We start from the raw sequence: 21384 nt of genomic DNA on the forward strand, positions 1-21384 counted from the left end.
GCCGGCGGGGCGGGTGCGCGGCGGGGGCGCGCGGGGGCCGGGGCCCGGGCGGCGCCGCCCGGCGCGAGACCCCCGCCGCCCCCGCCGGTCGGCCGCCCCCGGCCCCCCCCCGCCCCCCCTTCTCGCGTCTCGTGGGTGTCGGTTCAGGCGTTCGACGCGCGGCGCAGTGCCACGAGCTCCGCGATGAGGTCGAGGAGGTCGTCGACGTCGTCGCCGGGGCGCGGGCCGCGGAAGGCGAGATCCTCGCCCGTGGTGTCCGCGCCGTCGGCGGCCCCGTCCGTGACCCGCCCGAGCACGTCGCTGCTCAGCGCGGCGTGTGCGTAGAGCCCGTCGCTGAGCAGGACGATCGCGTGCGCGACGACGGGGTCGCCGACCTCGTCGAGCACGGTGCGCGTCCAGGCGTCGTGCGCGCCGTCGAGCGCGGCGCGGGCGCGCGGGTACGACCCCTGCGCGAGCCGGGACACGGCGAGGTAGACGAGCTCGAACTCGGTGTCGACGAGCGTCGAGGTGCGGATGAGGTAGTCGACGGCGCCCGCGGGCGCGGCGCGCATCGCCTCGACGTCGGTCGCGGTGAGCTCGCGCAGGTGCGCGGCGAGGCCGTCGGCGAGCGCGTCCTTGGACCCGAAGTGGTAGAGCAGCCCGCCCTTGGAGACGCCGGCGCGCTCGGCGACCGCCTCGAGCGTGGCGGCGCGCTCGCCCTGCTCGACGAGCAGGGACGCGAACGCGCGCAGGACCTTGGCGCGGGCGGCAGGGGGCGGCGGCATGGTTCCGAGGGTAGTGGGAGCACGTGCGCCTCGGCCGCGCGCTCGGCGGAGGCACGGCGGCGATCGGCGGGGGAGCGGCGGCGGTGCGCAGCGTCACACCGTCCGCGGGATGACGACCGGGCTCACGAGCGTTACTGTACCGTCTGGACGGTTGGAAGTTCGGCGCCACCGCGTCGCCCCGACCGCTCGCAAGACGTGGAAGGACCTCTCGCCGTGACGACCCCCGTGACGACGAACCCGACAGGCTCGGCCGCCCCGCACGCGCCCGCGACGCGTGGACCCGCGCGCGGCGCCGCCGGTCGCTGGTTCGCGCTCGCCGTGCTGATGCTCCCGGTGCTGCTCGTGTCGATCGACAACACCGTGCTGAGCTTCGCGCTGCCCCAGATCTCCGAGTCGCTGCGCCCCAGCGGGACGCAGCTCCTGTGGATCATCGACATCTACCCCCTCGTGCTCGCCGGCCTGCTCGTGCCGATGGGCTCGTTCGCCGACCGTGTCGGGCGCCGCCGCCTGCTCCTCACCGGCGCGGTGGGCTTCGCCGCCGTGTCGGTCATCGCCGCCTACGCGCCCACGGCCGGGGCGCTCGTCGCGTCCCGCGCGGCGCTCGGCTTCTTCGGCGCGATGCTCATGCCGTCGACGCTCTCGCTCCTGCGCAACGTCTTCGTCGACCGCGAGGAGCGCCGCCTGGCCATCGCGATCTGGGCGGCCGGGTTCGCCGCCGGGTCGGCGCTCGGCCCGATCGTCGGTGGGTTCCTGCTCGAGCACTTCTGGTGGGGCTCGGTGTTCCTCCTCGCCGTGCCCGTGCTCGTGCTGCTGCTCGCGCTCGCGCCGTTCTTCGTGCCCGAGTCGCGCGACCCCGCCCCGGGACGCATCGACGTCCTGTCGATCGGGCTCGTCATGGCGACCATGACCCCCGTCGTCTACGGCATCAAGCTGCTCGCCAAGTCCGGGGTGAGCACGCTCGCCGTCGGGAGCGTCGTCGTCGGGCTGGCCGCCGGGGCGCTCTTCGTGCGCCGCCAGCTTCGCCGTCCCGACCCGATGATCGACGTGCGCCTGTTCACCCACGGCGCGTTCAGCGGCGCCGTGCTGGTCAACCTGCTGTCCGTGTTCTCGCTCGTCGGGTTCCTGTTCTTCGTGTCCCAGGACGTGCAGCTCGTGCTCGGGCTCACGCCGATGCAGGCGGGCGTCGCGCTCCTGCCCGGGCTCGTCGTGATGATCGTCGCGGGTCTCGGTGTGGTGCGCGTCGTGCGCCGCGTGCGGCCCGCGCACGTCGTCGCCGTCGCGCTGCTCTTCTCCGCGACGGGGTACGCGGTCGTCGCCGCGGGCGCGGGGCAGAGCACGCTCGCCCTCCTCATGGTGGCGTTCGTCGTGCTGTCGCTCGGCGTCGGCGCTGCCGAGACCGTGTCCAACGACCTCATCGTGTCGTCCGTCCCCGCCGCCAAGGCGGGTGCGGCGTCCGCGATCTCGGAGACCGCGTACGAGGTGGGCGCAGTGCTCGGCACGGCCGTCCTCGGGAGCATCCTCACGGCGTCGTACCACGCGAACGTCGTCGTCCCGGCGGGCGTCCCCGCGGCCGACGCCGTCGCCGCGGCCGAGACGCTGGGCGGCGCCACCCAGGTCGCGTCTACCCTGCCCGCGGGGCAGGCGCAGTCGTTGCTCGACTCCGCGCACGCAGCGTTCGGCAGCGGCGTGGGCACGACGTCGCTCATCGGCGTGGTGCTCATGCTCGTCGCCGCGGGCGTGGCGCTCGTCACGCTGCGGAACGCGAAGTCCTGACGACGCGCCGTCCCGTGCGCCCCGCCGCACCCTGGCGGCGGGGAGCGCGGTCCTCGCGGTTGGCGACGGGGGCCCGCATCCGGGAGGCTGGGCGTGATGAGCCGTCCGCACCGCACCCCGCCCCGCTGGGTCCGCTGGACCCTCGCCGTCCTGCTCGCGCTCGTGCCGTGCGTCGTGTGGGGGGTGACGACCGCGACGGCCGAGCGCAGCCTCGGCCCGCACGAGGCCCGCTACGAGGTCACGACGAACGGCCTCGTCACCGTCGACCTCGGCCCGCTCGGGACGATCCAGATCGACTCCCCGCTGCCGCTCGGGCTCGGCGCCGACGTCACGGTGGAGGAGATCCCGGCGGACCTCACCGCGGTCGGGCAGGCCGACACGCTCGAGGGCCTGTCGCAGGACCTCGAGGACTACCTGCGGTTCTTCGGCGGCCCGCAGGAGACGATCGGCTCCGTCGCCCGGGCCCTCGTCGTCGACGCGCTGCAGCGCACCGGGTTCGCGATCCTCGTCGTCGCGGCCGTCGGCGCCGGCCTCTACCTCCTGCTCGGACCGCCGCGCCGCCGCGAGCTCACCGAGCGCGTCGCGCCGCGCACCTACGAGATCACGGCGGGGGTCGTCCTCGTGTCCCTCGTCGGCGTCTCGCTCGTCGCGAGCGACCCCGGGACGACGACCGGTCCGTCCCAGCGCGCGTCCGCCGTGTTCGACGGGACCCCGCTCGAGGGTGCGCGCATCACCGGCCGGCTCGCGGGCGTCGTCGACACCTACGGCGCGATGCTCATCGACCTCTACCGCGAGAACGAGGACTTCTACGCGCGGGCGGACGCCAACCTCGTCGCGGCGTGGGACCGGCGTGACCGCATCCAGCGCCTCACCGCGCCGCTGCCCGCGGCGACGGCGACGTCCGACGACGAGCCCTCGCCCGACGACGCGACGTCACCCGACGGGACCGACACCGGGGACGAGGACGGTACGAGCGGCGCCCCGCCGTCGGGCACCGGTGACGAGGACGCGGGGGGCGACGTCTCCGGCGCCGAGGGGTCGGCCGACGCCGAGGCGACGGAGGAGCCCGCCCCGGAGCCTGCGGCCGAGGAGGACCTCGTCACGCTCCTGGTCGTGAGCGACCTGCACTGCAACACGGGGATGACGCCGCTCATCCGGACCGCGGCGGAGCGCTCCGGGTCGTCGATCGTGCTCAACGCCGGGGACACGACGATGAACGGCACGGCGGTCGAGTCGTTCTGCGTCGACTCGTTCGCGTCCGCGGTGCCGAAGGGCGTGACCATGGTCGTCTCCGACGGCAACCACGACAGCGTCGAGACCTCGGCGCAGGAGCGCGCCAACGGCCAGACCGTGCTCGACGGGAAGGTCGTCGAGGTCGAGGGGATCCGCATCCTCGGCGACCGCGACCCGCTCGAGACGCGTCTCGGCCTGGGCAGCCAGCCGCCGCGCGAGGAGACCCCCGAGGAGTACGCGGCCCGGCTCACCGAGGTCGCGTGCGCCGAGCAGGAGGACGGCGACGGGATCGACCTCCTCCTCATCCACACGCCGCGCATGGGGAACGAGGCGCTCGACTCCGCCTGCGTGCCGAACCAGATCTCCGGGCACATGCACACCCGGTCCGGGCCGGAGCGGATGGGCGGCGGCGTCCGGTACGTGAGCGGCAGCACCGCGGGGGCGGTCAAGGACCAGCTCCGCATCGGTCCCCTGAAGGGCACGGCCGAGATGACGGTGCTGCGGTTCGACCCCGAGCGGCGCCGCATCGTGGACTGGCAGCTCGTGCAGATCGGCACCGACGAGTCCGCGAAGGTCTGGCCGCGCATCGCCTGGCCCACGCCGTCGGGCGTGCCGGTGGTCGAGGAGCCGGCCGGTGACGACGGCAGCGAGGAGGGCGTCGAGGGCGGCGACGTCCCCGCGGACGAGCCGACTGACGACGCCCCCGCCACCGAGGGCTGAGCGGGTGCGCGTCGGTCCTCGCCGCGCGGGCCCGGACACGGCAGGATGTGCCGTATGAGCAGGTCCACGCGCTGGATCGTCGTGTCGGTGGTCCTTGCGCTCGTCGTGGTGCTCCTCGCGCCGTTCGTGTACTCGGAGGTGCAGGAGGGCCGGACGCCGCCGCCGCTGGGCCTGCAGTCGCCGGGGGAGGAGACCGCGTCCGCGGCGCCCGCCGAGCCGGGGCCGTTCGACGTCGACGGCGAGTGGGTCGTCGGGCCAGGGTCCGAGGCGGGCTTCCGTGCCGACGTGCTGGACGTCCCGGCCGACGAGGCCGTGCTCCTGGGCGTCACCCCGGACGTCACCGGGACGTTCCGCGTGCGGTCGGGGTCGTTGGAGACCGCGACCGTGACGGTCGAGACGACGACGCTCCGGACCGGGTCCTCCGTCGCGGACCGCCAGCTCCAGCAGGCCCTCGAGACCGACCTCTACCCGACCACCCTCTTCTCGCTCACCTCGCCGCTCGACGTGAGCGAGCTGGGGACCACGACCACGCCGGTGCGCCTCGAGGCGTCGGGCGCGCTGACGATCCGCGACGAGACCCAGGCCGTGACGGTCGCGCTCGAGGCGCAGCGGTCCGGCGACGGCGTCCTCGCGACCGGTGCGATCGGCGTCCGCTTCTCCGACTACGGCATCGCCGTGCCGCCGGCCGCGCCGGTCCAGGTGCGCGACGAAGGCACGGTCGAGGTGCGGCTCGAGCTCGTCCGGCCCGCGGCGCCCTGAGGTCCGGGGACGGGTCCGTGACCTAGGGTGGTCGCGTGGACCACCCGACCGACCTGACGCCCGTCGCCCAGGACTACCTGAAGGTCGTCTGGGCCGCCCAGGAGTGGTCGGACGAGAAGGTGACGACCAAGCTGCTCGCCGAGCGCATCGGCGTCGGCGCCTCGACCGTGTCCGAGACCGTCCGCCGGCTCAGCGCCCAGGGTCTGCTCGAGCACGCGCCGTACGGCGCGATCACGCTCACCGAGCGCGGGCGCAGCCTCGCGCTCGCCATGGTGCGCCGCCACCGGCTCCTCGAGACCTACCTCGTGTCCGAGCTCGGCTACGGCTGGGACGAGGTGCACGATGAGGCCGAGGTGCTGGAGCACGCCGTCTCCGACCTGCTCATGGAGCGGATCGACGCGCGCCTCGGGCACCCGACGCGCGACCCCCACGGGGACCCGATCCCCGGCGCGGACGGGACCGTCGTCCGCCCGCCCGCGGTCCCGCTCGCGGACCTCGTCGTGGGGGACCGGGGGACCGTCGTGCGGATCTCCGACGCCGACCCGGACGTCCTGCGCTACCTCGCCGAGATCGGGGTCGGCCTGGACACGGGGGTCGAGGTGCGCGAGCGCCGCGAGTACGCGGGCATCCTCTCCGTCGTCTGGTCGCCGCCCGATGCTGCCGGCCCGGGCTCCGGTCCCGACGTCGCGCGTCCGACGCCGCCCGCGCAGCTCGGCCTGCGCGCCGCGGACCACGTGTGGGTCGTGCGCGCGGAGCCCGTCTCCGCCTAGACTGGCCGCCTGCCCCTGTTCTCGTCGCCGACGCCGCCGACACCCCTCGAATCGATTCGATCACTGCTTCGGTCCGAGGACTCCACCGCCGCACCGCGCCCGACGCCCGAGGACACGATGACCGACAGCCCCGCCACGTCCGCGCCCCTCGCGGACGCCCCCTCCGCGAGCGACGGCCGCCTGCGCGGGGCCGGCCCCGCGCTCCTCGCGCTCGCGATGGGCGGCTTCACGATCGGCACGACCGAGTTCGCGACGATGGGGCTGCTCTCCGACATCGCGACCGACCTGGACGTCTCGATCCCCACCGCGGGACACGCCATCACGGCCTACGCCGTCGGCGTGGTCGTCGGGGCCCCGCTGCTCACCGTCGTCGCGGCGCGCCTGCCGCGCAAGACGCTGCTCCTCGCCCTCATGGCGTTCTACACGCTCGGGAACCTGTTCTCCGCGACGGCCGGGAGCATCGAGACGCTCGTCGCCGGGCGGTTCCTCGCGGGGCTGCCGCACGGCGCGTTCTTCGGCGTCGGGGCCGCGGTCGGTGCCGCCGTCGCCGGTCCCGGGCGCCGCGGACGCGCCGTCGCGACGATGATGGCCGGACTGACGATCGCGAACGTCGTCGGCGTCCCGCTCTCGACCTTCGCCGGGCAGCAGCTCGGCTGGCGCGCCGCGTTCGTCGTGGTCGGCGTGCTCGGCCTCGTCACCCTCGCCGCCCTGTGGCGGCTCATCCCGGTCGGCGCGGGCAACGAGGACTCGAGCGTGCGCCGCGAGCTCGGCGCGCTGCGCAACGGTCCGCTCTGGCTCGGGTTCGTCGGCGCCGCGGTCGGGTTCGGCGGCATGTTCGCCGTCTACTCCTACGTCGAGCCGACCATCACGCGCGTCACCGGTCTGTCGTCCGCCGCCGTGCCGCTCGTCCTCGCGATCTTCGGCGTCGGCATGACCGTCGGCACGGTGCTCGGCGGCCGGCTCGCCGACCGCTCCGTCATGCGCACCGTCTACCTCGGGTTCGCCTCCACCGGCGTGACGCTCGCGCTGTTCGCCCTCACAGGCCACCACCCCGTCCCCGCCGTGCTGTCGCTCTTCCTGCTCGGCGTCACCTCCCAGGTCCTCGGCCTCTCGCTCCAGACCCGCCTCATGGACCTGTCGCCCGCCGCGCCCTCGCTCGGCGCGGCGCTGTGCCACTCCGCGCTCAACGTCGGCAACGCGAACGGAGCGTTCCTCGGCGGCCTCGTCATCGCCGCCGGCTGGGGCTACCTCGCCCCCGCCTGGACCGGCGTCGTCCTCACCGTCGCCGGCCTCGCGATCATCCTCCTCGTCGCCCGCCGCCCCGCCGACGTCGTCGCCACCGTCTCCGACGACGCCGGCTCACGCGCCGAGGAGCCCGCCCTGCCGAGGTAGAACCCGCCGGGTTCTACCTCGCGGGGCCGGGGCTCTTCCTCGGTGTGCTCCCAGCCGGGACCCAGCGACGCGCGGTAGGTTGTGCCCTGCGCGCACCGCCGTGCGCCCCGTCACGTCCGGCGCGAGCCGGTGACCCACGAGGAGCGTCCCCGTGAGCAAGAGCGCCACCGCCGGTGCGAGCGTGTCCGCCGACCACGACGACGAGCTGCTGCCGTCGTCCGGTCCTCGCCCGATCAGCGCGCGCACGATGGGCTGGTTGCTCGTCGTGCTCGGCGCGATCGGTCTCGCCGGCTCGGCGGCGCTGGCGATCGAGAAGTTCCTCAAGCTCGCGGACCCGAACCACGTGCCGTCGTGCAGCCTCAACGCGCTCCTCGACTGCGGCGACGCGATGGACTCCTGGCAGGGCGCGCTCCTCGGGTTCCCGAACCCGCTGCTGGGCATCGCGGCGTTCCCGGTCGTCATCACGACGGGCGTCGTGCTGCTCGCGGGCGCGCGGCTCCCGCGCTGGTACTGGCTCTCGCTGCTCGGCGGGACGACGCTCGGGATGGGCCTGATCGTCTTCCTCATCTGGACGACGATGTACGAGATCTCGGCGATGTGCCCCTACTGCATGGTCGTGTGGTTCGCCATGCTCCCGCTGTTCTGGTACCAGGTGGTCCACGCGGTCCAGGAGGGGTACCTGCCGGCGGGGGACGGCGTGCGGCGCACCCTCGTGGGCAACCGGCACCTGTTCCTGGCGATCGGCTACGTCGCGCTCGTCGCGTGGATCCTGCTGGTCAAGGGCCCGATCATCATGACCTTGTTCTGACACGCGCCGGCGCGACGCGGCCCCGCGAGGGTCCGGCGGCGCGCCCCGCGGAGGGCGTCAGCGCCAGGCCGGCTGGTCCGGCGCGGCGTCCTGCGGGTAGCCGTGCCCGCCCGGCTGCTGGGGTGCGGGGGCGCCCTGCGCCTGGTGGGCGGACTGCGTCGTCGCGCCGGGCTGGCCCGCCGGGATCGGCGTGACGACGACCGCGGTGCCGTACGCGCACACCTCCGAGAACGAGGCCGCGATCTCGCCCGTGTCGAAGCGCATGCCGACGACCGCGTTCCCGCCACGGCGCTGCGCCTCCTGGACCATGCGGTGCATGACCTCCTGGCGGGACTCGTAGACGAGCTTCGTGTACTCGGTCACCTCGCCGCCGCCGATCGAGCGGAACGACGCGACGAAGTTCGCGCCGATGTTCGCGCTGCGCACGGTCATGCCCATCACCTCGCCGAGCACCGCGTCGATGCGGTAGCCGGGCACCTCGTTGGTCGTCACGATGATCACGGCGCACATCCTCGCACGGGGTGGACGGGCCGCCGTCGGGCCTCTCGCCGGCCGGTAAACTCGGCCGGGTGACCACGCCTGACACCACCTCGATCCCGCACGCCCCGGACACCCCCGCCGCGGGTGGCCCCGCCCACCGCTACACGCCGGCGCTCGCGGAGCAGATCGAGCTCAAGTGGCAGGAGCTCTGGGAGCAGCGGGGCACGTTCTTCGCCGCGAACCCCACGGGGGAGCTCACGGACGGCGACGGCAACGGCCCCGAGGGCGCGAGCCCGTACTTCATCATGGACATGTTCCCGTACCCGTCGGGCGCGGGCCTGCACGTGGGCCACCCCCTCGGGTACATCGCGACGGACGTCGTCGGGCGCTTCCGGCGCATGCGCGGGGAGAACGTGCTGCACGCGCTCGGCTACGACGCGTTCGGCCTGCCGGCCGAGCAGTACGCCGTGCAGACGGGCCAGCACCCGCGCGTGACGACCGAGGCGAACATCGCGAACATGCGTCGGCAGCTGCGCCGCCTCGGCCTGGCGCACGACTCGCGCCGTACCTTCGCGACGATCGACCCCGACTACGTGCGCTGGACGCAGTGGATCTTCCTCCAGATCTTCGACTCCTGGTACGACGCCGACGCGCTGCGCCCCGACGGCGGTCGCGGCCGGGCGCGCCGCATCGCCGAGCTCGAGGCCGAGCACGCTTCCGGTGCGCGGCCGGTGCCAGGTGGAGTCGACGGTGTCGAGGCGGGCGCGGACTGGGCGACGCTCACGCCGGAGCAGCGCCGCGCCGTCGTCGACTCCCAGCGCCTCGCGTACGTGGACGAGTCCCCGGTGAACTGGGCCCCGGGCCTGGGCACGGTCCTCGCGAACGAGGAGGTCACGGCCGACGGCCGCTCCGAGCGCGGCAACTTCCCGGTCTTCCAGCGCAGCCTGCGCCAGTGGAAGATGCGCATCACCGCGTACGCGGACCGTCTGGCCGACGACCTGGACCTCATCGACTGGCCCGAGAAGGTCACGGCGATGCAGCGCAACTGGATCGGTCGCAGCGAGGGCGCGCTCGTGCGGTTCGCCGTGCTCGGCACGCCCGACGGCGCGAACGACGCCGCGGCGGAGTCCGGCGGCGAGATCGAGGTCTTCACGACCCGCCCGGACACGCTGTTCGGTGCGACGTTCATGGTCGTCTCGCCCGAGCACCCGCTGCTCGACGAGGTCCCGGCGCACTGGCCCGACGGCACGTCGAGCGCGTGGACGGGCGGGCACCGCTCGCCGGTCGAGGCGGTCGCCGCCTACCGTCGCGAGGCGGCCGCGAAGACGGCCGTCGAGCGCCAGGCCGACGCGGGCAAGAAGACGGGCGTGTTCACCGGGCACCTCGCGGTCAACCCCGTGAACGGGCAGACGATCCCCGTCTTCACCGCCGACTACGTGCTCATGGGCTATGGCACCGGCGCGATCATGGCCGTCCCCGGCGGCGACGAGCGCGACTTCGCGTTCGCCGAGGCGTTCGGGCTGCCGGTCGTGCGCACGGTCGAGCCCGTGGGCGGGCTGCCGGACGACTTCACCGGCCCGTACACGGGCGATGGCGTCGCCGTCGGGTCGTCGAACGACGAGGTCTCGCTCGACGGTCTCGACGTCGCGGAGGCCAAGCGGCGCATCACGGAGTGGCTCGTCGGCAAGGGCCTCGGCGAGGGCACCACGACGTACCGTCTGCGCGACTGGCTGTTCAGCCGCCAGCGCTACTGGGGCGAGCCGTTCCCGATCGTGTGGGACGAGAACGACCAGCCCGTCGCGATCCCCGACGCGCTCCTGCCCGTCGACTTGCCCGACGTCCCGGACTACGCGCCCCGCACGTTCGACGCCGACGACGCCGACTCCTCGCCGGAGGCGCCGCTCGGCCGCAACGACGAGTGGGTCAACGTCACGCTCGACCTGGGTGACGGGCCGAAGCAGTACCGCCGCGACACGAACACCATGCCCAACTGGGCGGGGTCGTGCTGGTACTACCTGCGCTACCTCGACCCGCGGTGGGACGGCGGCGCGGACGACGTCGTGGTCGACGAGGGGCTCGAGCGCTACTGGATGGGCCCGGAGCACAACCCGAGCGCGGGCCGCGCCGGGGGAGTCGACCTGTACGTCGGCGGCGTCGAGCACGCCGTCCTGCACCTGCTGTACGCGCGCTTCTGGCACAAGGTCCTCTACGACCTGGGCCACGTGTCGAGCGTCGAGCCGTTCCACAAGCTCTTCAACCAGGGGTACGTCCAGGCGTACGCGTTCACCGACGCGCGCGGCCAGTACGTGCCGGCCGCCGAGGTCACGGAGGAGCCCGCGTCCGACGGCTCGGGCGAGGTCGTGTACCGCTGGAACGGCGAGGTCGTGCAGCGCGAGTACGGCAAGATGGGCAAGTCGCTCAAGAACGTCGTGACGCCCGACGAGATGTACGCCGAGTACGGCGCCGACACGTTCCGCGTCTACGAGATGTCGATGGGTCCGCTCGACCTGTCGCGCCCGTGGGAGACGCGCGCCGTCGTCGGGTCGCAGCGGTTCCTCCAGCGGCTGTGGCGCAACGTCGTCTCGGAGGAGACAGGCGAGCTGACGGTCGTCGACGAGCCCGCCGACGCCGCCACCCTGCGCGCCGTGCACCGCGCGATCGCGGACGTGCGTGTCGAGATGGAGCACATGCGCCCCAACACGGCGATCGCGAAGCTCATCACGCTCAACAACCACCTCACGTCGCTCGACCGCGTGCCGCGCGAGGCCGTCGAGCCGCTCGTGCTCATGACGGCGCCCGTCGCGCCGCACATCGCGGAGGAGCTGTGGCAGCGCCTGGGCCACGACCGCTCGCTCGCGCACGAGCCCTTCCCGACGGCCGACGAGCGCTACCTCGTCGAGGACACCGTGACGTGCGTCGTCCAGGTCAAGGGCAAGGTGCGCGCCCGCCTGGAGGTGCCGCCGTCGATCACGGAGGAGGATCTCACCGCCGCAGCGCTCTCGGAGTCGAACGTCGTGCGCGCGATCGACGGCGCCGAGGTCCGCAAGGTCATCGTCCGCGCCCCGAAGCTGGTCAACATCGTCGTCTGACGCCCCGACCCGCTGAGTGCATGAAATAGTCGCGTCCGAGGCTGTCGGGCGCGACTATTTCATACACTCACGGTTGGCCTGGTGCCCGACGGCGTCCCCTCGCCGCGCGCACTCGGCGCACCAGGCGCTCGGGGAAGCGGAGCACGTCGTCGGCCGTCGCCGTGACGATGATCCAGCCGGCGTCCTCGAGCCGCTGCCGGCGTTCCACGTCACGCCGCCACGTCGCCGGGTCGGTCCGGTGGACGTCGCCGTCGTACTCGATCGCGATGCGCAGCTCCGGGTAGGAGAGGTCGGGCAGGGCGAGGAACCGCCCGGCGTCGCCGTACGCCGGGGCGTTCACCTGCGGGCACGGCAGACCGGCCTGGACCAGGAGAAGCCGGGTGCGCGTCTCCATGCTCGAGTCCGTCCCCGGCCTGACGAGGTCGATCGCCTCGCGGCACCGCACGATGCCGCGCATCTTGTACGTCGCGTCCATGAGCTGCCGGAGTTCTCGGACGGTCGTCGCCGGGGCCTTGCGTCGTGTCATGGCGTCCGCGAGCACGACGACGTCGTCCGGCAGCAGGGCGTGCGAGAGGTGGAGCCAGGTCTGGGCCGCGGAGGTGACCGGAAGCCCGTGAGCGGTGGTGATGGTCAGTGCGGCCTGGCCGCAGAAGTGCGCGACGACGTTCGACCGCTGGGGACGCTGCCACCGTTGCGGTGCGACGACGTGGACGCGGTCGTCGGGGGCCAGACGCCAGGGAACCTCGACCCCGAGCAGGCGCAGCGCGGTGACGTGGCTGAACGCAGCGCCGTCCGGGAGTACGCGGGCCGCCGCGACGCAGAGGTCGACGACTGACCCCAGGCTCCCGCGCGGGGCGCGCACCCCGGCGAAAGGAGCCTCGAACACGGGACTCCGGAGCGACGCAGGCGTCATGCCGAAGGTCTGCGCCGTGCGCGTGCGAAAGGGCCCGGTCGGGCTCTGGCTGATCACCATGCCGACCGAGGATGCCGCGCCGCCCGTTGCGCCGGAACCCGCGCACGCGAAACTGTGGACAACCGCTTCGTGGGTGCATGAAATAGTCGCGTCCACCGGGGTGGGACGCGACTATTTCATGCACTCAGCGGTTGGGGCGGCGCGGGCGGGTCAGCGGCGGCGGGTGCCGAAGATGGTGCGGGTGAGCTCGCGGCCGAGCTGGGTGCCGGCCGAGCGGAGGAACGAGTCGAGCGGGTTCGCCGCGCGGGAGCGCGACGAACCGGACGAGCCCGACCCGGACCGGGACCTCGCGGCGTCGCGCTCGAGCTTCGCGCGCATCTTCTCGAGCTCGGCCTGCTCCTTCTTGGCCGCGCGCTCGGCCTCCTTGGCGGCCTCCTTCGCCGCCTTCTCCTGAGCCGCCGCCTCGGCCTCGGCGGCCGCAGCCGCGGCCCGCGCGGCTGCCTGCTCCTGCACGCGTACCTGGAGCAGCTCGAACGCGGACTCGTTGTCGACCGCCGTCCCGTAGCGCGCGAACCCGGGCGACGCCGCGACGATCCCGTCGAGCACGGCCGTGGGCACCGGCTCCATCGACGACTGCGGCGCGCGGACGCGGGTCCAGGCCACCGGGGTCGGCGCGCCCTTCTCCGTGAGGACCGTGACGACGGCCTCGCCCGTGCCGAGCGACTGGAGCAGCCGTTCCAGGTCGTAGGGGGAGGTCGGGTAGGTGCGCACGGCCGCTCGCAGGGCCGCGGCGTCGTCGGGCGTGAAGGCGCGCAGCGCGTGCTGGACCCGGTTGCCGAGCTGGGCCAGCACGTCGGCGGGGACGTCCTTGGGGCTCTGCGTCACGAAGAACACGCCGACGCCCTTCGACCGCACGAGCCGCACCGTCTGCACGACCTGCTGGAGGAACTCCTTCGACGCGCCCGTGAACAGCAGGTGCGCCTCGTCGAAGAAGAACACGAGCCGCGGCTTCTCGGCGTCCCCGACCTCGGGGAGCTCCTGGAACAGGTCGGCGAGCAGCCACATGAGGAACGTCGAGAACAGCGCGGGGCGGTCCTGCACCGCAGGCAGCTCGAGCGCGGAGATCACGCCGCGGCCGTCGGGGGCGGTGCGCAGCAGGTCCGACGTCGCGAACGCGGGCTCGCCGAAGAACACGTCGGCCCCCTGCGCCTGGAGCGCGACGATCTCGCGCAGGATCACGCCGGCGGTCGCGCTCGACACCCCGCCGATGCCCTTGAGCTCCGCCTTGCCCTCGTCCGACGTGAGGTAGGCGATCGTCGACTGCAGGTCCTTGAGGTCGAGCAGCGCGAGCCCCTGGGAGTCGGCCCAGTGGACGATCAGCCCGAGGCTCGACTCCTGCGTCTCGTTGAGCCCGAGGACCTTGGACAGCAGCAGCGGGCCGAAGTCCGTGACGGTCGTGCGGATCGGCACGCCGGCCCCGAGCCCGCCGAGCGAGTAGAACTCGACGGGGAAGGTCGTCGGGCTCCAGTCCTGCCCGATCGACGCCGAGCGCTCCACGATCTTCTCGTTCGACTCGCCGGGCACGGCGAGCCCGGACAGGTCGCCCTTGACGTCCGCGAGGAACACGGGCACGCCCGCGGCCGACAGTCCTTCCGCCATGCCCTGGAGCGTCTTCGTCTTGCCGGTCCCGGTCGCGCCCGCGACGAGCCCGTGCCGGTTGAGCATGCTGAGCGCGAACCCCACCTGCACGTCGGCGCGCGGCGTCGGGTCTGACCCCGGCTCGCCCTCGAGCAGCGCGCCGAGCGCGAGCGTGCCGCCCCGGTACGCGTAGCCGGCCGCCACCTCGGCGGCGTAGCCCTCGAGCGGCCCGGCGCCTGACGGCGCGGCCTCCTCGGCAGGCGCCCCGGCCTCCACGCTCGGCTCGGTGCCCGACGGCGCCGCCCCCTCACGTGAGCCGCTCGCCTCGGCAGGGTCAGCGGTCCCGGAGGCGCCGGCGGTCCCGGCGGAGGTGCCGGTCGTCGACGCCTCGGCGCTCTCCGGCGTCGCGGTGTCGGGAGCGGCGTCCGCCTGAGCGGCCGCCTCCGCGGCCTCCAGGGCCGCCTGCGCGGCGACGGCCTTGGCCTCGGCGGCCTCCGCGGCCGCCTGCGCGGCAGCCGCGCGCAGGGCGGCGAGCTTGGTCGGGGACTGTGCGGCGTCGTCGGCCATGCTCGGATCGTAGGGGCGGCGCCGCGCGGGCGCAGCCGGGCCAGGATGCGCGACGGCCCCCGCGCGCCGTAAGGTGGCGCGGCCATGACCGACCAACGCGTGCACGTCGTCACCGACTCGACGGCGTCCCTCCCGCCCGTCCCCGACGAGCGGCTCCGCTCCGTCCCGCTGCACGTGATCGTCGACGACGTTTCCTCCCTCGAAGGGGTGGGCCTCACCGCCGAGGACGTGGCGGCGCACCTCCAGGCCGGTCGCCGGGTCACGACCTCGCAGCCGACGCCGCACGCCTTCGCCGAGGCGTACGCCGCGGCCGCCGCCGCGGGGGCGCGCGAGATCGTCTCCGTCCACCTCTCGGGCGAGCTGTCGGGCACGGTGCACGCGGCCGCGCTCGCGGCGGCGGACGCACCGGTCCCCGTGCGGGTCGTGGACTCCCGGACCGTCGCGATGGGGCTGGGATTCGCCGCGCAGGCCGCTGCCCGGGCCGCGGCGGCGGGGGAGGGCACGGACGTCGTCGCGCGGCGCGCGATCGAGGTCGCGGACGCGAGCCGCGCCGTCTTCCTCGTCGACTCGCTCGAGCATCTCCGCCGCGGCGGCCGCCTCAGCGCGGCGTCGGCGGCACTGGGGACGGTGCTCGGCGTGCGGCCGCTGCTGGCCGTCCGGGACGGGAAGATCGAGGTCGTGCAGAAGGTCCGGACCAAGGCCGCGGCGGTCGAGCGACTGACGACGGTCGCGGTCGACTCCGCCGCGCGCCGCACGCGGCCGGTGCTCGCGGTCCACCACGTCGGGGACGACGCCGGCGCGCACCGGCTCGCGTCCGAGCTGACCGCTCGCACGGGCCTGGACGCCGTCGTGACCCCGGTGAGCGCCGTGCTGGGGGCACACGTCGGACCGGGAGTGCTGGCGGTCGTCGTCGCGGAGCTCGCGGACCGCGGCTCGGGCGTCGAGGGCCGCTCGACCGCGCACTGAGCCCCGTCGCCCCGGCCTCCCACGGGAAGGCACCGCTGGTCCTGGCCGTGCACAGCACCGCTCGCGGACGGTCTCGTCCACAGGTGCGTCCGGCGCCCGGACCCCGCCCTGCCCGACCTCCGTACGGTGCGCGACGTGAGCACCCCACGACCCGAGCCGCGTCAGCACGCCCGTCCCGCCCGTGACCCCGTCCGGGAGGGAGCGGTCGTCCGGCAGCGTCTGCGCACCGTGACCGGGACGGGGCGACCAGCGCTCGCCTGGCACCCGGCGACCGCGACCCTTCCGCAGGTCGGACGGCCGGGCAACCCCGACGCCGCGCCCGACGTCGGTTCGTGGCCGGGCGGTCTCGGGATGCCGGTGCTCGGCCCCGTGGACGACGGCGCGGCACCCGCGCCCGGCGGAGAGGTGTCCGAGGGCCGGGGAGCGCCGCCCGTGCCCGAGGAGGGTGATCGCCGGGGACGCGGTCGTGCGCGGGGGCCGGACGAGACGGCCACGGGGTGGCTCCCGCCGCGTCCCGACGTGGACGAGAGCTGGCGCGCGGACGTCGCGGACGACGCCGGGACGGACGACGCCGGGACGGACGACGCCGGGCGCGCCGGTCCCGCGGGCCTGGGCGACGCGGCGGTCGACCGCCTGCGGTCCCGTGCGGCCCGGACCGCGGCGACGGCGTACACCGCGACGTACGGGCACCCCACGTCGCACGCGGGGTTCGCCGAGCTCGGCGAGGAGGGGCGCCGCCGGTGGGCGCTGCGGCCCCGGACGGCGGTGGTCGCCCTGGTGGTCGTGCTCCTCCTCGCGGCCGGGGTCGTGCTGCTGCGGTCCCCGGCCGGAGGGGTCACCCCGGTCGCGCCGCTCGAGGCGACGCCGACCGGCGGTCCGTCGACGGGACCGGACGCGGAGTCCGTCGCCCTGGCGGGCGCCGGCGCGACGACCGACGGCGGGACCGCGGAGCGCGCCGCAGCGGGAGGAGGAGAGGGCGCGGATGCCGGGGGTGTGCCGTCGGGCGGCGTGGTCGTGCACGTCGTGGGTCAGGTCGCTGCGCCCGGCCTCGTGACCGTCGCCGCCGACGCACGCGTCGCGGACGCGCTCGAGGCGGCCGGCGGGGCGACCGCCGAGGCCGACCTCGCCGCCCTGAACCTCGCCCGGACGGTGGCGGACGGGGAGCAGATCGTCGTCCCACGGCCCGGCGAGGCGGTGCCCGCCGCGGGGTCGGCACCACCCGGGGCCGGGACCACCGCGGGCGGAGCGGTGGACCTCAACGCGGCCGACGCGGCGGCGCTCGACGCGCTGCCCGGGATCGGGCCCGTGCTCGCCGAGCGCATCGTCGCGTGGCGGGAGGAGAACGGTCCGTTCACGGCGGTCGACGAGCTCGGCGAGGTGAGCGGGATCGGGCCCGCCGTCCTCGCGGACGTGCGCGACCTCGTCCGCGTGTGACCGACCTGCGGCTCGTCCCGGCGGCGCTCGCGGCCTGGGCGACGGCGTTCCTCGCGGTCGGCGCTGCGCCGACCGTGGTCCTGCGCGGTGCGTCGCTCACCGTCGTGCTGCTGGGCGTCGTTCTCGGCGGCGTGCTGCTCGGCGCGCGACGAGCCCGCCGTGGGACGCCGACGGGCCGGGACACCGTCACGTCCCCGGGCGTCGCGCGCGTGCCGCCGGGGCCGGGAGACCGACGACGTCCGTCCGGTCCGGGCTGGCCCGTGCGGTCGGGCCCGACCGGGCGCGTGCTGGGACAGGTCGCCCTGGTGGTCGCGTGCGTGGCGGCGGTGCTCCTGTCCACGGGAGCGCAGCTCGCCGACCGGCAGGCGCTCGCCGCCCTGGCCGGCCAGGGCGCGACGGCGACGGTGACCGCGACCGTGCGCTCCGCCGTCGTGCCGCGGTCGAACCCGTGGTCGGGCGCCACCGACCGCCACGAGGTACGCGTCTCCCTGCACGACCTCACCGCGCGCGGCGTGACGACCGCCGCGGCGGGCGCCGCCGTCGTCACCGGGACAGGTGACGGCTGGGAGGACCTCCCGTACGGGGCGTCCGTCGTGGCGACGGGCCGGCTCGCCGTTCAGGGTGACCGGACGATGCTCCGGACGGAAGGCCCGCCGCGGGTCGTCGAACCTCCGGGCGCGTTCCTGCGCGGCGTGCACGCGATGCGCCGTGGGCTCCTCGACGCGACCGAGGGCCTGAGCCCGCAGGCGCGCGGGCTGGTCCCGGGCGTGGCGGTCGGCGACACCTCACGGCTCGACCCCGTGCTCGACGACGCGATGCGGACGACGTCGCTCACGCACGTCACGGCCGTGTCCGGCGGGCACTTCGCGATCGTCGTGGCCTGCGTGGCCGGGCTGTGCGTCCTCGCCCGCGCGCCCCGCTGGGCGCGCGTGATGATCACCGGTGCGGCCATGGCGGGCTTCGTCGTGCTCGTCCACCCGGAGCCCAGCGTGCTGCGGGCGGCCGCGATGGGCGCCGTCGGGGTGGTGGGCATCGCGCTCGGCAGGCCGTCGCGCGCCGTGGCCGCCCTCGCGGCGGGCGTCGTCGTGCTGCTCGTCCTCGACCCCGGGCTCGCCCGCTCGTACGGCTTCGTGCTCTCGGTCGCGGCGACGGCCGGGCTCGCGCTCCTCACGACGCCCCTCGCCCACCGGATGGCGCCGTGGTGCGGGCGGACCACAGCGCACGTGGTCGCGGTGCCCGTCGCCGCCCAGGCCGCGTGCGCCCCCGTGCTCGTCCTGCTCGACCCGAGCGTGAGCACCTGGTCCGTCCCCGCCAACCTGCTCGCCGCCCCGGCGCTCGGCCCTGCGACCGTCCTGGGCGTCCTCGCCACCCTCGTCGCGCCCTGGTGGCCCGCCGCGGCGACGGCGCTCGGGTGGACCGCCGGGATCTTCACCGGGTGGATCGCGGGCGTCGCAGAGGCGTTCGCGGGTCTCCCCGGCGCGCGGCTGCCCTGGCCGGGGGGCGTCGGCGGGCTGGTCCTGCTCGCGCTCGGGACCGTCGTGCTGCTCGCCGTCGTGCTCCGCTCGCGCGCGCTGCGCGAGGCCGGGGAGCGGCGTGCCGTCCGGCGAGCGTCGTCGCCGCCCCTGCGCGACCGCGTCGCCCGGGCGCTCCGGACCACCCGGCGCCGGTGGTCCCACGGCCGCCGAGGCGAGGGCTGGCCCGGCACGAGGCCGAGGATGCCGCGCCGGTCCCCGGGGCAGGTCGTGGCCGGTGCGCTCGTCGTCGTGGGGCTGGTGGTGCTCGTCGTCGCGCTCGTGCGCCCGCTCGTCGTGACGGCCGGTCCGGTGCCGCAGGACTGGGCCGTGGTCGCGTGCGACGTCGGGCAGGGCGACGCCCTCGTGCTGCGCTCCGGACCCCGGTCGGCGGTGGTCGTGGACGTGGGGCCAGCGGGAGCCGCGGCGGGCGACTGCCTCGACCGCCTCGGCGTCGACCGGGTCGACCTCCTCGTCCTCAGCCACTTCCACGCCGACCACGTGGGCGGTCTCGACGCCGTGCTGCGCGGCCGGACGGTCGCGCGCGCCCTCGTCACCGCGACGACCGATCCTCCGGAGCAGGCCGAACGGACGCTCGCCGCACTCACGGACGCGGGCGTCCCGGTCCAGGTCGCACAGCCGGGCGCCACCGGCAGCGCGGGAGGCGCGGACGACGTGGACGGCCGTCAGGGCGTCGGCTCGTCCGGAGGCCCCGGTACCGGCGGCGTGCGGTGGGAGGTGCTCCAGGCCGGGGTGGGCGGTGGGCCGACGAGCGCCGCGCGCCCGAGCGCGGCACGTACCGGCGTCGCGGAGTCCGACGGCGGTGCGAACGACGCGAGCGTGGCGCTCCTCCTGCACGTGGCGGGGATGGACGTCGTCGCGCTCGGCGACCTGGAGGACGCCGGCCAGGCGGCGCTCGCCCGGACCCTCGCGCAACGGAGCTCCGGCCCGGTCGACGTCGTCAAGGTCGCGCACCACGGCTCGGCGACGCAGTCCGACCGCCTCGCCCGGCTGCTCGCCCCGACGGTCGCGCTCGTCAGCTCGGGGGAGAACACCTACGGGCACCCGACCGAGCGGGCCCTCGACCTCTACCAGGGCGTCGGCGCGACGGTGCTGCGGACGGACACGTGCGGGACGTTCGCGCTCGTCGTGCGCGACGGACTCCTCGCCGCCGCAGGCTGCGGCTGACGCGGCCGGAGCGTCCCGGCCGCGGGACGCATGCCGTCCGTACCGTGGCGGACGGGGCCCGGGATTCCCGGGAAGCCAAGGGAGCCCGGGGCCCAGGGGGGCGGGCTCGGGGGCTTAGGGGCGCCCGGGAGCCGGCGAGCCAGGGGAGCCAGGACGCGCCGGTGTTCTCGCGCGGTGGGTGGCTCGTGGGAGGCTGGTGCCATGCCCGCGCCGACCCGTACCGCCCGCCCGTCCGCCGGCCCGTCGCTCGCGTGGGACGACGTCCGGATCGCGCCGGTCGTGCTGGTGCAAGGCCCCGAGTCGCTCCTGGCCGAGCGTGCCGTGGACGCGATCGTCGGGCTCGCGCGCGAGCGGGACCCGGAGGTCGAGAAGGTCACGATGGAGGGGGCGACCTATCAGGCGGGCATGCTCACGGTCGCCGCGAGCCCGTCGCTGTTCGGCGAGGCCAAGGTCGTGGTCATCGAGGGGGCGGAGGCGGCGACGGACGCGCTCGCCGCCGACGTCGTGGACTACGTCCCGACGGCCGACCCGCAGACGACCGTCGTCGTCGTCCACGGGGGCGGCGTGCGCGGCAAACGCATGCTCGACGCGATCGAGGCGAGCGGTGCGCCGGTCGTCGCGGTCGAGGCGATCAAGAAGGACTCCGACAAGACCGCGTTCGTCACCGCCGAGTTCCGTCGTGCCCGCCGCCGCATCGACGCGTCGGGGGTGCGCGCGCTCGTCGAGGCGGTCGGCAACGACCTCCGCGAGCTCGCCGCCGCGTGCAGCCAGCTCGTCACCGACACGGACGGCACCGTCAGCGAGGCCGTCGTGGACCGCTACTACGGCGGCCGGGTCGAGGCGACCGGCTTCCGCGTCGCCGACGCGGCCGTCGCCGGGAACGCGGGGGAGGCCGTCGCGCTCCTGCGCCACGCCCTCGCGACCGGTGCGGACCCTGTGCCGCTCGTCGCCGCGCTCGCGATGAAGCTCCGCGCGCTCGCGAAGGTCGGCGCGATGCGCGGCCGCGGCGGCATCGCCGCCAAGGACCTCGGCCTCGCCCCCTGGCAGGTCGACCGCGCACGCCGCGAGCTCGCGGGGTGGACGCCGGAGGGGCTTGCCACGGCGATCAGCGCCGTCGCGCAGGCCGACGCCGAGGTCAAGGGCGCCGGGCGGGACCCGGTGTTCGCCGTCGAGCGCGCTGTCCTCACGATCGCGCGCGCCCAGGGGCGCTGACCAGGCGTCCACCTCGCGTGACCACGGTTCTACCTCGCGTGACCACGGTTCTACCTCGCGTGGCCGCCGTTCTCCCTCGGGTTACCGGGGCTCTACCTCGCGGCGCCACGGTTCGACCCGCAGGGCAGACGCACGGAGGGGCGCCGACCCGTGCGGGTCGGCGCCCC

15 protein-coding genes are annotated in these 21384 nt (G+C 75.2%); 11 read left to right on the forward strand and 4 right to left on the reverse strand.

The window, feature by feature from the left end; genetic code table 11:
• Positions 1-143: 143 nt before the first annotated feature.
• Entirely contained in the window at positions 144-764 is a 621-nt protein-coding gene (locus ACFWH7_RS13475; RefSeq protein ID WP_378217015.1) for a TetR/AcrR family transcriptional regulator, read from the reverse strand.
• A gap of 225 nt (positions 765-989) precedes the next feature.
• Here ACFWH7_RS13475 and ACFWH7_RS13480 point away from each other — a divergent pair, with 225 nt between their 5' ends.
• The 6 genes from ACFWH7_RS13480 (at position 990) to ACFWH7_RS13505 (ending at position 8219) form a co-directional block, all read left to right on the forward strand.
• The gene (locus tag ACFWH7_RS13480) at positions 990-2537 is read left to right on the forward strand and encodes an MFS transporter (protein WP_378217031.1); all 1548 of its coding nucleotides are present in this window, start codon (positions 990-992) and stop codon (positions 2535-2537) included.
• Between the two features lie 96 nt (positions 2538-2633).
• Positions 2634-4490, forward strand: coding sequence for a metallophosphoesterase family protein (locus ACFWH7_RS13485; protein ID WP_378217016.1), 1857 nt, complete (start codon positions 2634-2636; stop codon positions 4488-4490).
• A gap of 54 nt (positions 4491-4544) precedes the next feature.
• Entirely contained in the window at positions 4545-5249 is a 705-nt protein-coding gene (locus ACFWH7_RS13490; RefSeq protein ID WP_378217017.1) for a YceI family protein, read from the forward strand.
• A 35-nt stretch (positions 5250-5284) separates the two neighbouring features.
• Positions 5285-6019 carry a metal-dependent transcriptional regulator gene (locus ACFWH7_RS13495; RefSeq protein WP_378217018.1) on the forward strand — a complete coding sequence of 245 codons (735 nt, stop codon included), beginning with the start codon at positions 5285-5287 and terminating at the stop codon, positions 6017-6019.
• A 117-nt stretch (positions 6020-6136) separates the two neighbouring features.
• The gene (locus ACFWH7_RS13500) at positions 6137-7411 is read left to right on the forward strand and encodes an MFS transporter (protein ID WP_378217019.1); all 1275 of its coding nucleotides are present in this window, start codon (positions 6137-6139) and stop codon (positions 7409-7411) included.
• A gap of 151 nt (positions 7412-7562) precedes the next feature.
• The gene (locus ACFWH7_RS13505) at positions 7563-8219 is read left to right on the forward strand and encodes a vitamin K epoxide reductase family protein (RefSeq protein WP_378217020.1); all 657 of its coding nucleotides are present in this window, start codon (positions 7563-7565) and stop codon (positions 8217-8219) included.
• A gap of 57 nt (positions 8220-8276) precedes the next feature.
• Here ACFWH7_RS13505 and ACFWH7_RS13510 read toward each other — a convergent pair whose 3' ends face one another.
• Entirely contained in the window at positions 8277-8720 is a 444-nt protein-coding gene (locus ACFWH7_RS13510) for a YbjQ family protein (RefSeq protein WP_378217021.1), read from the reverse strand.
• A gap of 68 nt (positions 8721-8788) precedes the next feature.
• Between ACFWH7_RS13510 and leuS the strand changes: the two genes are divergently transcribed.
• Positions 8789-11788, forward strand: coding sequence for a leucine--tRNA ligase (leuS, locus tag ACFWH7_RS13515; RefSeq protein WP_378217022.1), 3000 nt, complete (start codon positions 8789-8791; stop codon positions 11786-11788).
• A gap of 67 nt (positions 11789-11855) precedes the next feature.
• On the opposite strand, the gene ACFWH7_RS13520 is transcribed toward leuS, so the two are convergent.
• Together ACFWH7_RS13520 and ACFWH7_RS13525 are read right to left on the reverse strand one after the other, a co-directional pair.
• Complete coding sequence (locus ACFWH7_RS13520) at positions 11856-12761, reverse strand: hypothetical protein (protein WP_378217023.1); 906 nt, start codon at positions 12759-12761, stop codon at positions 11856-11858.
• 150 nt (positions 12762-12911) lie between these two features.
• A complete protein-coding gene (locus ACFWH7_RS13525; RefSeq protein ID WP_378217024.1) occupies positions 12912-14906 on the reverse strand; it encodes a helicase HerA-like domain-containing protein in 1995 nt (664 codons plus the stop codon).
• Between the two features lie 84 nt (positions 14907-14990).
• Between ACFWH7_RS13525 and ACFWH7_RS13530 the strand changes: the two genes are divergently transcribed.
• The 4 genes from ACFWH7_RS13530 (at position 14991) to holA (ending at position 21217) form a co-directional block, all read left to right on the forward strand.
• Positions 14991-15872 (forward strand): DegV family protein, encoded by an 882-nt coding sequence (locus ACFWH7_RS13530; protein WP_378217025.1) that lies wholly within the window; start codon positions 14991-14993, stop codon positions 15870-15872.
• Between the two features lie 135 nt (positions 15873-16007).
• Positions 16008-17306, forward strand: coding sequence for a ComEA family DNA-binding protein (locus ACFWH7_RS13535; protein ID WP_378217026.1), 1299 nt, complete (start codon positions 16008-16010; stop codon positions 17304-17306).
• Positions 17303-20005 carry a ComEC/Rec2 family competence protein gene (locus ACFWH7_RS13540; RefSeq protein ID WP_378217027.1) on the forward strand — a complete coding sequence of 901 codons (2703 nt, stop codon included), beginning with the start codon at positions 17303-17305 and terminating at the stop codon, positions 20003-20005. Before ACFWH7_RS13535 ends, ACFWH7_RS13540 begins: the two co-directional genes overlap by 4 nt.
• A 201-nt stretch (positions 20006-20206) precedes the next feature.
• Entirely contained in the window at positions 20207-21217 is a 1011-nt protein-coding gene (gene holA / locus ACFWH7_RS13545; protein ID WP_378217029.1) for a DNA polymerase III subunit delta, read from the forward strand.
• Positions 21218-21384 lie beyond the last annotated feature (167 nt).

Origin of the sequence: Cellulosimicrobium cellulans (genome assembly GCF_042723955.1) — a bacterium.
GTDB lineage: Bacteria > Actinomycetota > Actinomycetes > Actinomycetales > Cellulomonadaceae > Cellulosimicrobium > Cellulosimicrobium cellulans_H.

What these genes read in the sequence shown, in the direction of transcription:
- ACFWH7_RS13475 (WP_378217015.1), bottom strand. Translation starts at nt 764, where the DNA reads ATGCCGCCGCCCCCTGCCGCCCGCGCCAAGGTCCTGCGCGCGTTCGCG.
- ACFWH7_RS13485 (WP_378217016.1), top strand. Translation starts at nt 2,634, where the DNA reads ATGAGCCGTCCGCACCGCACCCCGCCCCGCTGGGTCCGCTGGACCCTC.
- ACFWH7_RS13490 (WP_378217017.1), top strand. Translation starts at nt 4,545, where the DNA reads ATGAGCAGGTCCACGCGCTGGATCGTCGTGTCGGTGGTCCTTGCGCTC.
- ACFWH7_RS13500 (WP_378217019.1), top strand. Translation starts at nt 6,137, where the DNA reads ATGACCGACAGCCCCGCCACGTCCGCGCCCCTCGCGGACGCCCCCTCC.
- ACFWH7_RS13520 (WP_378217023.1), bottom strand. Translation starts at nt 12,761, where the DNA reads ATGGTGATCAGCCAGAGCCCGACCGGGCCCTTTCGCACGCGCACGGCG.
- ACFWH7_RS13525 (WP_378217024.1), bottom strand. Translation starts at nt 14,906, where the DNA reads ATGGCCGACGACGCCGCACAGTCCCCGACCAAGCTCGCCGCCCTGCGC.
- ACFWH7_RS13530 (WP_378217025.1), top strand. Translation starts at nt 14,991, where the DNA reads ATGACCGACCAACGCGTGCACGTCGTCACCGACTCGACGGCGTCCCTC.
- holA (WP_378217029.1), top strand. Translation starts at nt 20,207, where the DNA reads ATGCCCGCGCCGACCCGTACCGCCCGCCCGTCCGCCGGCCCGTCGCTC.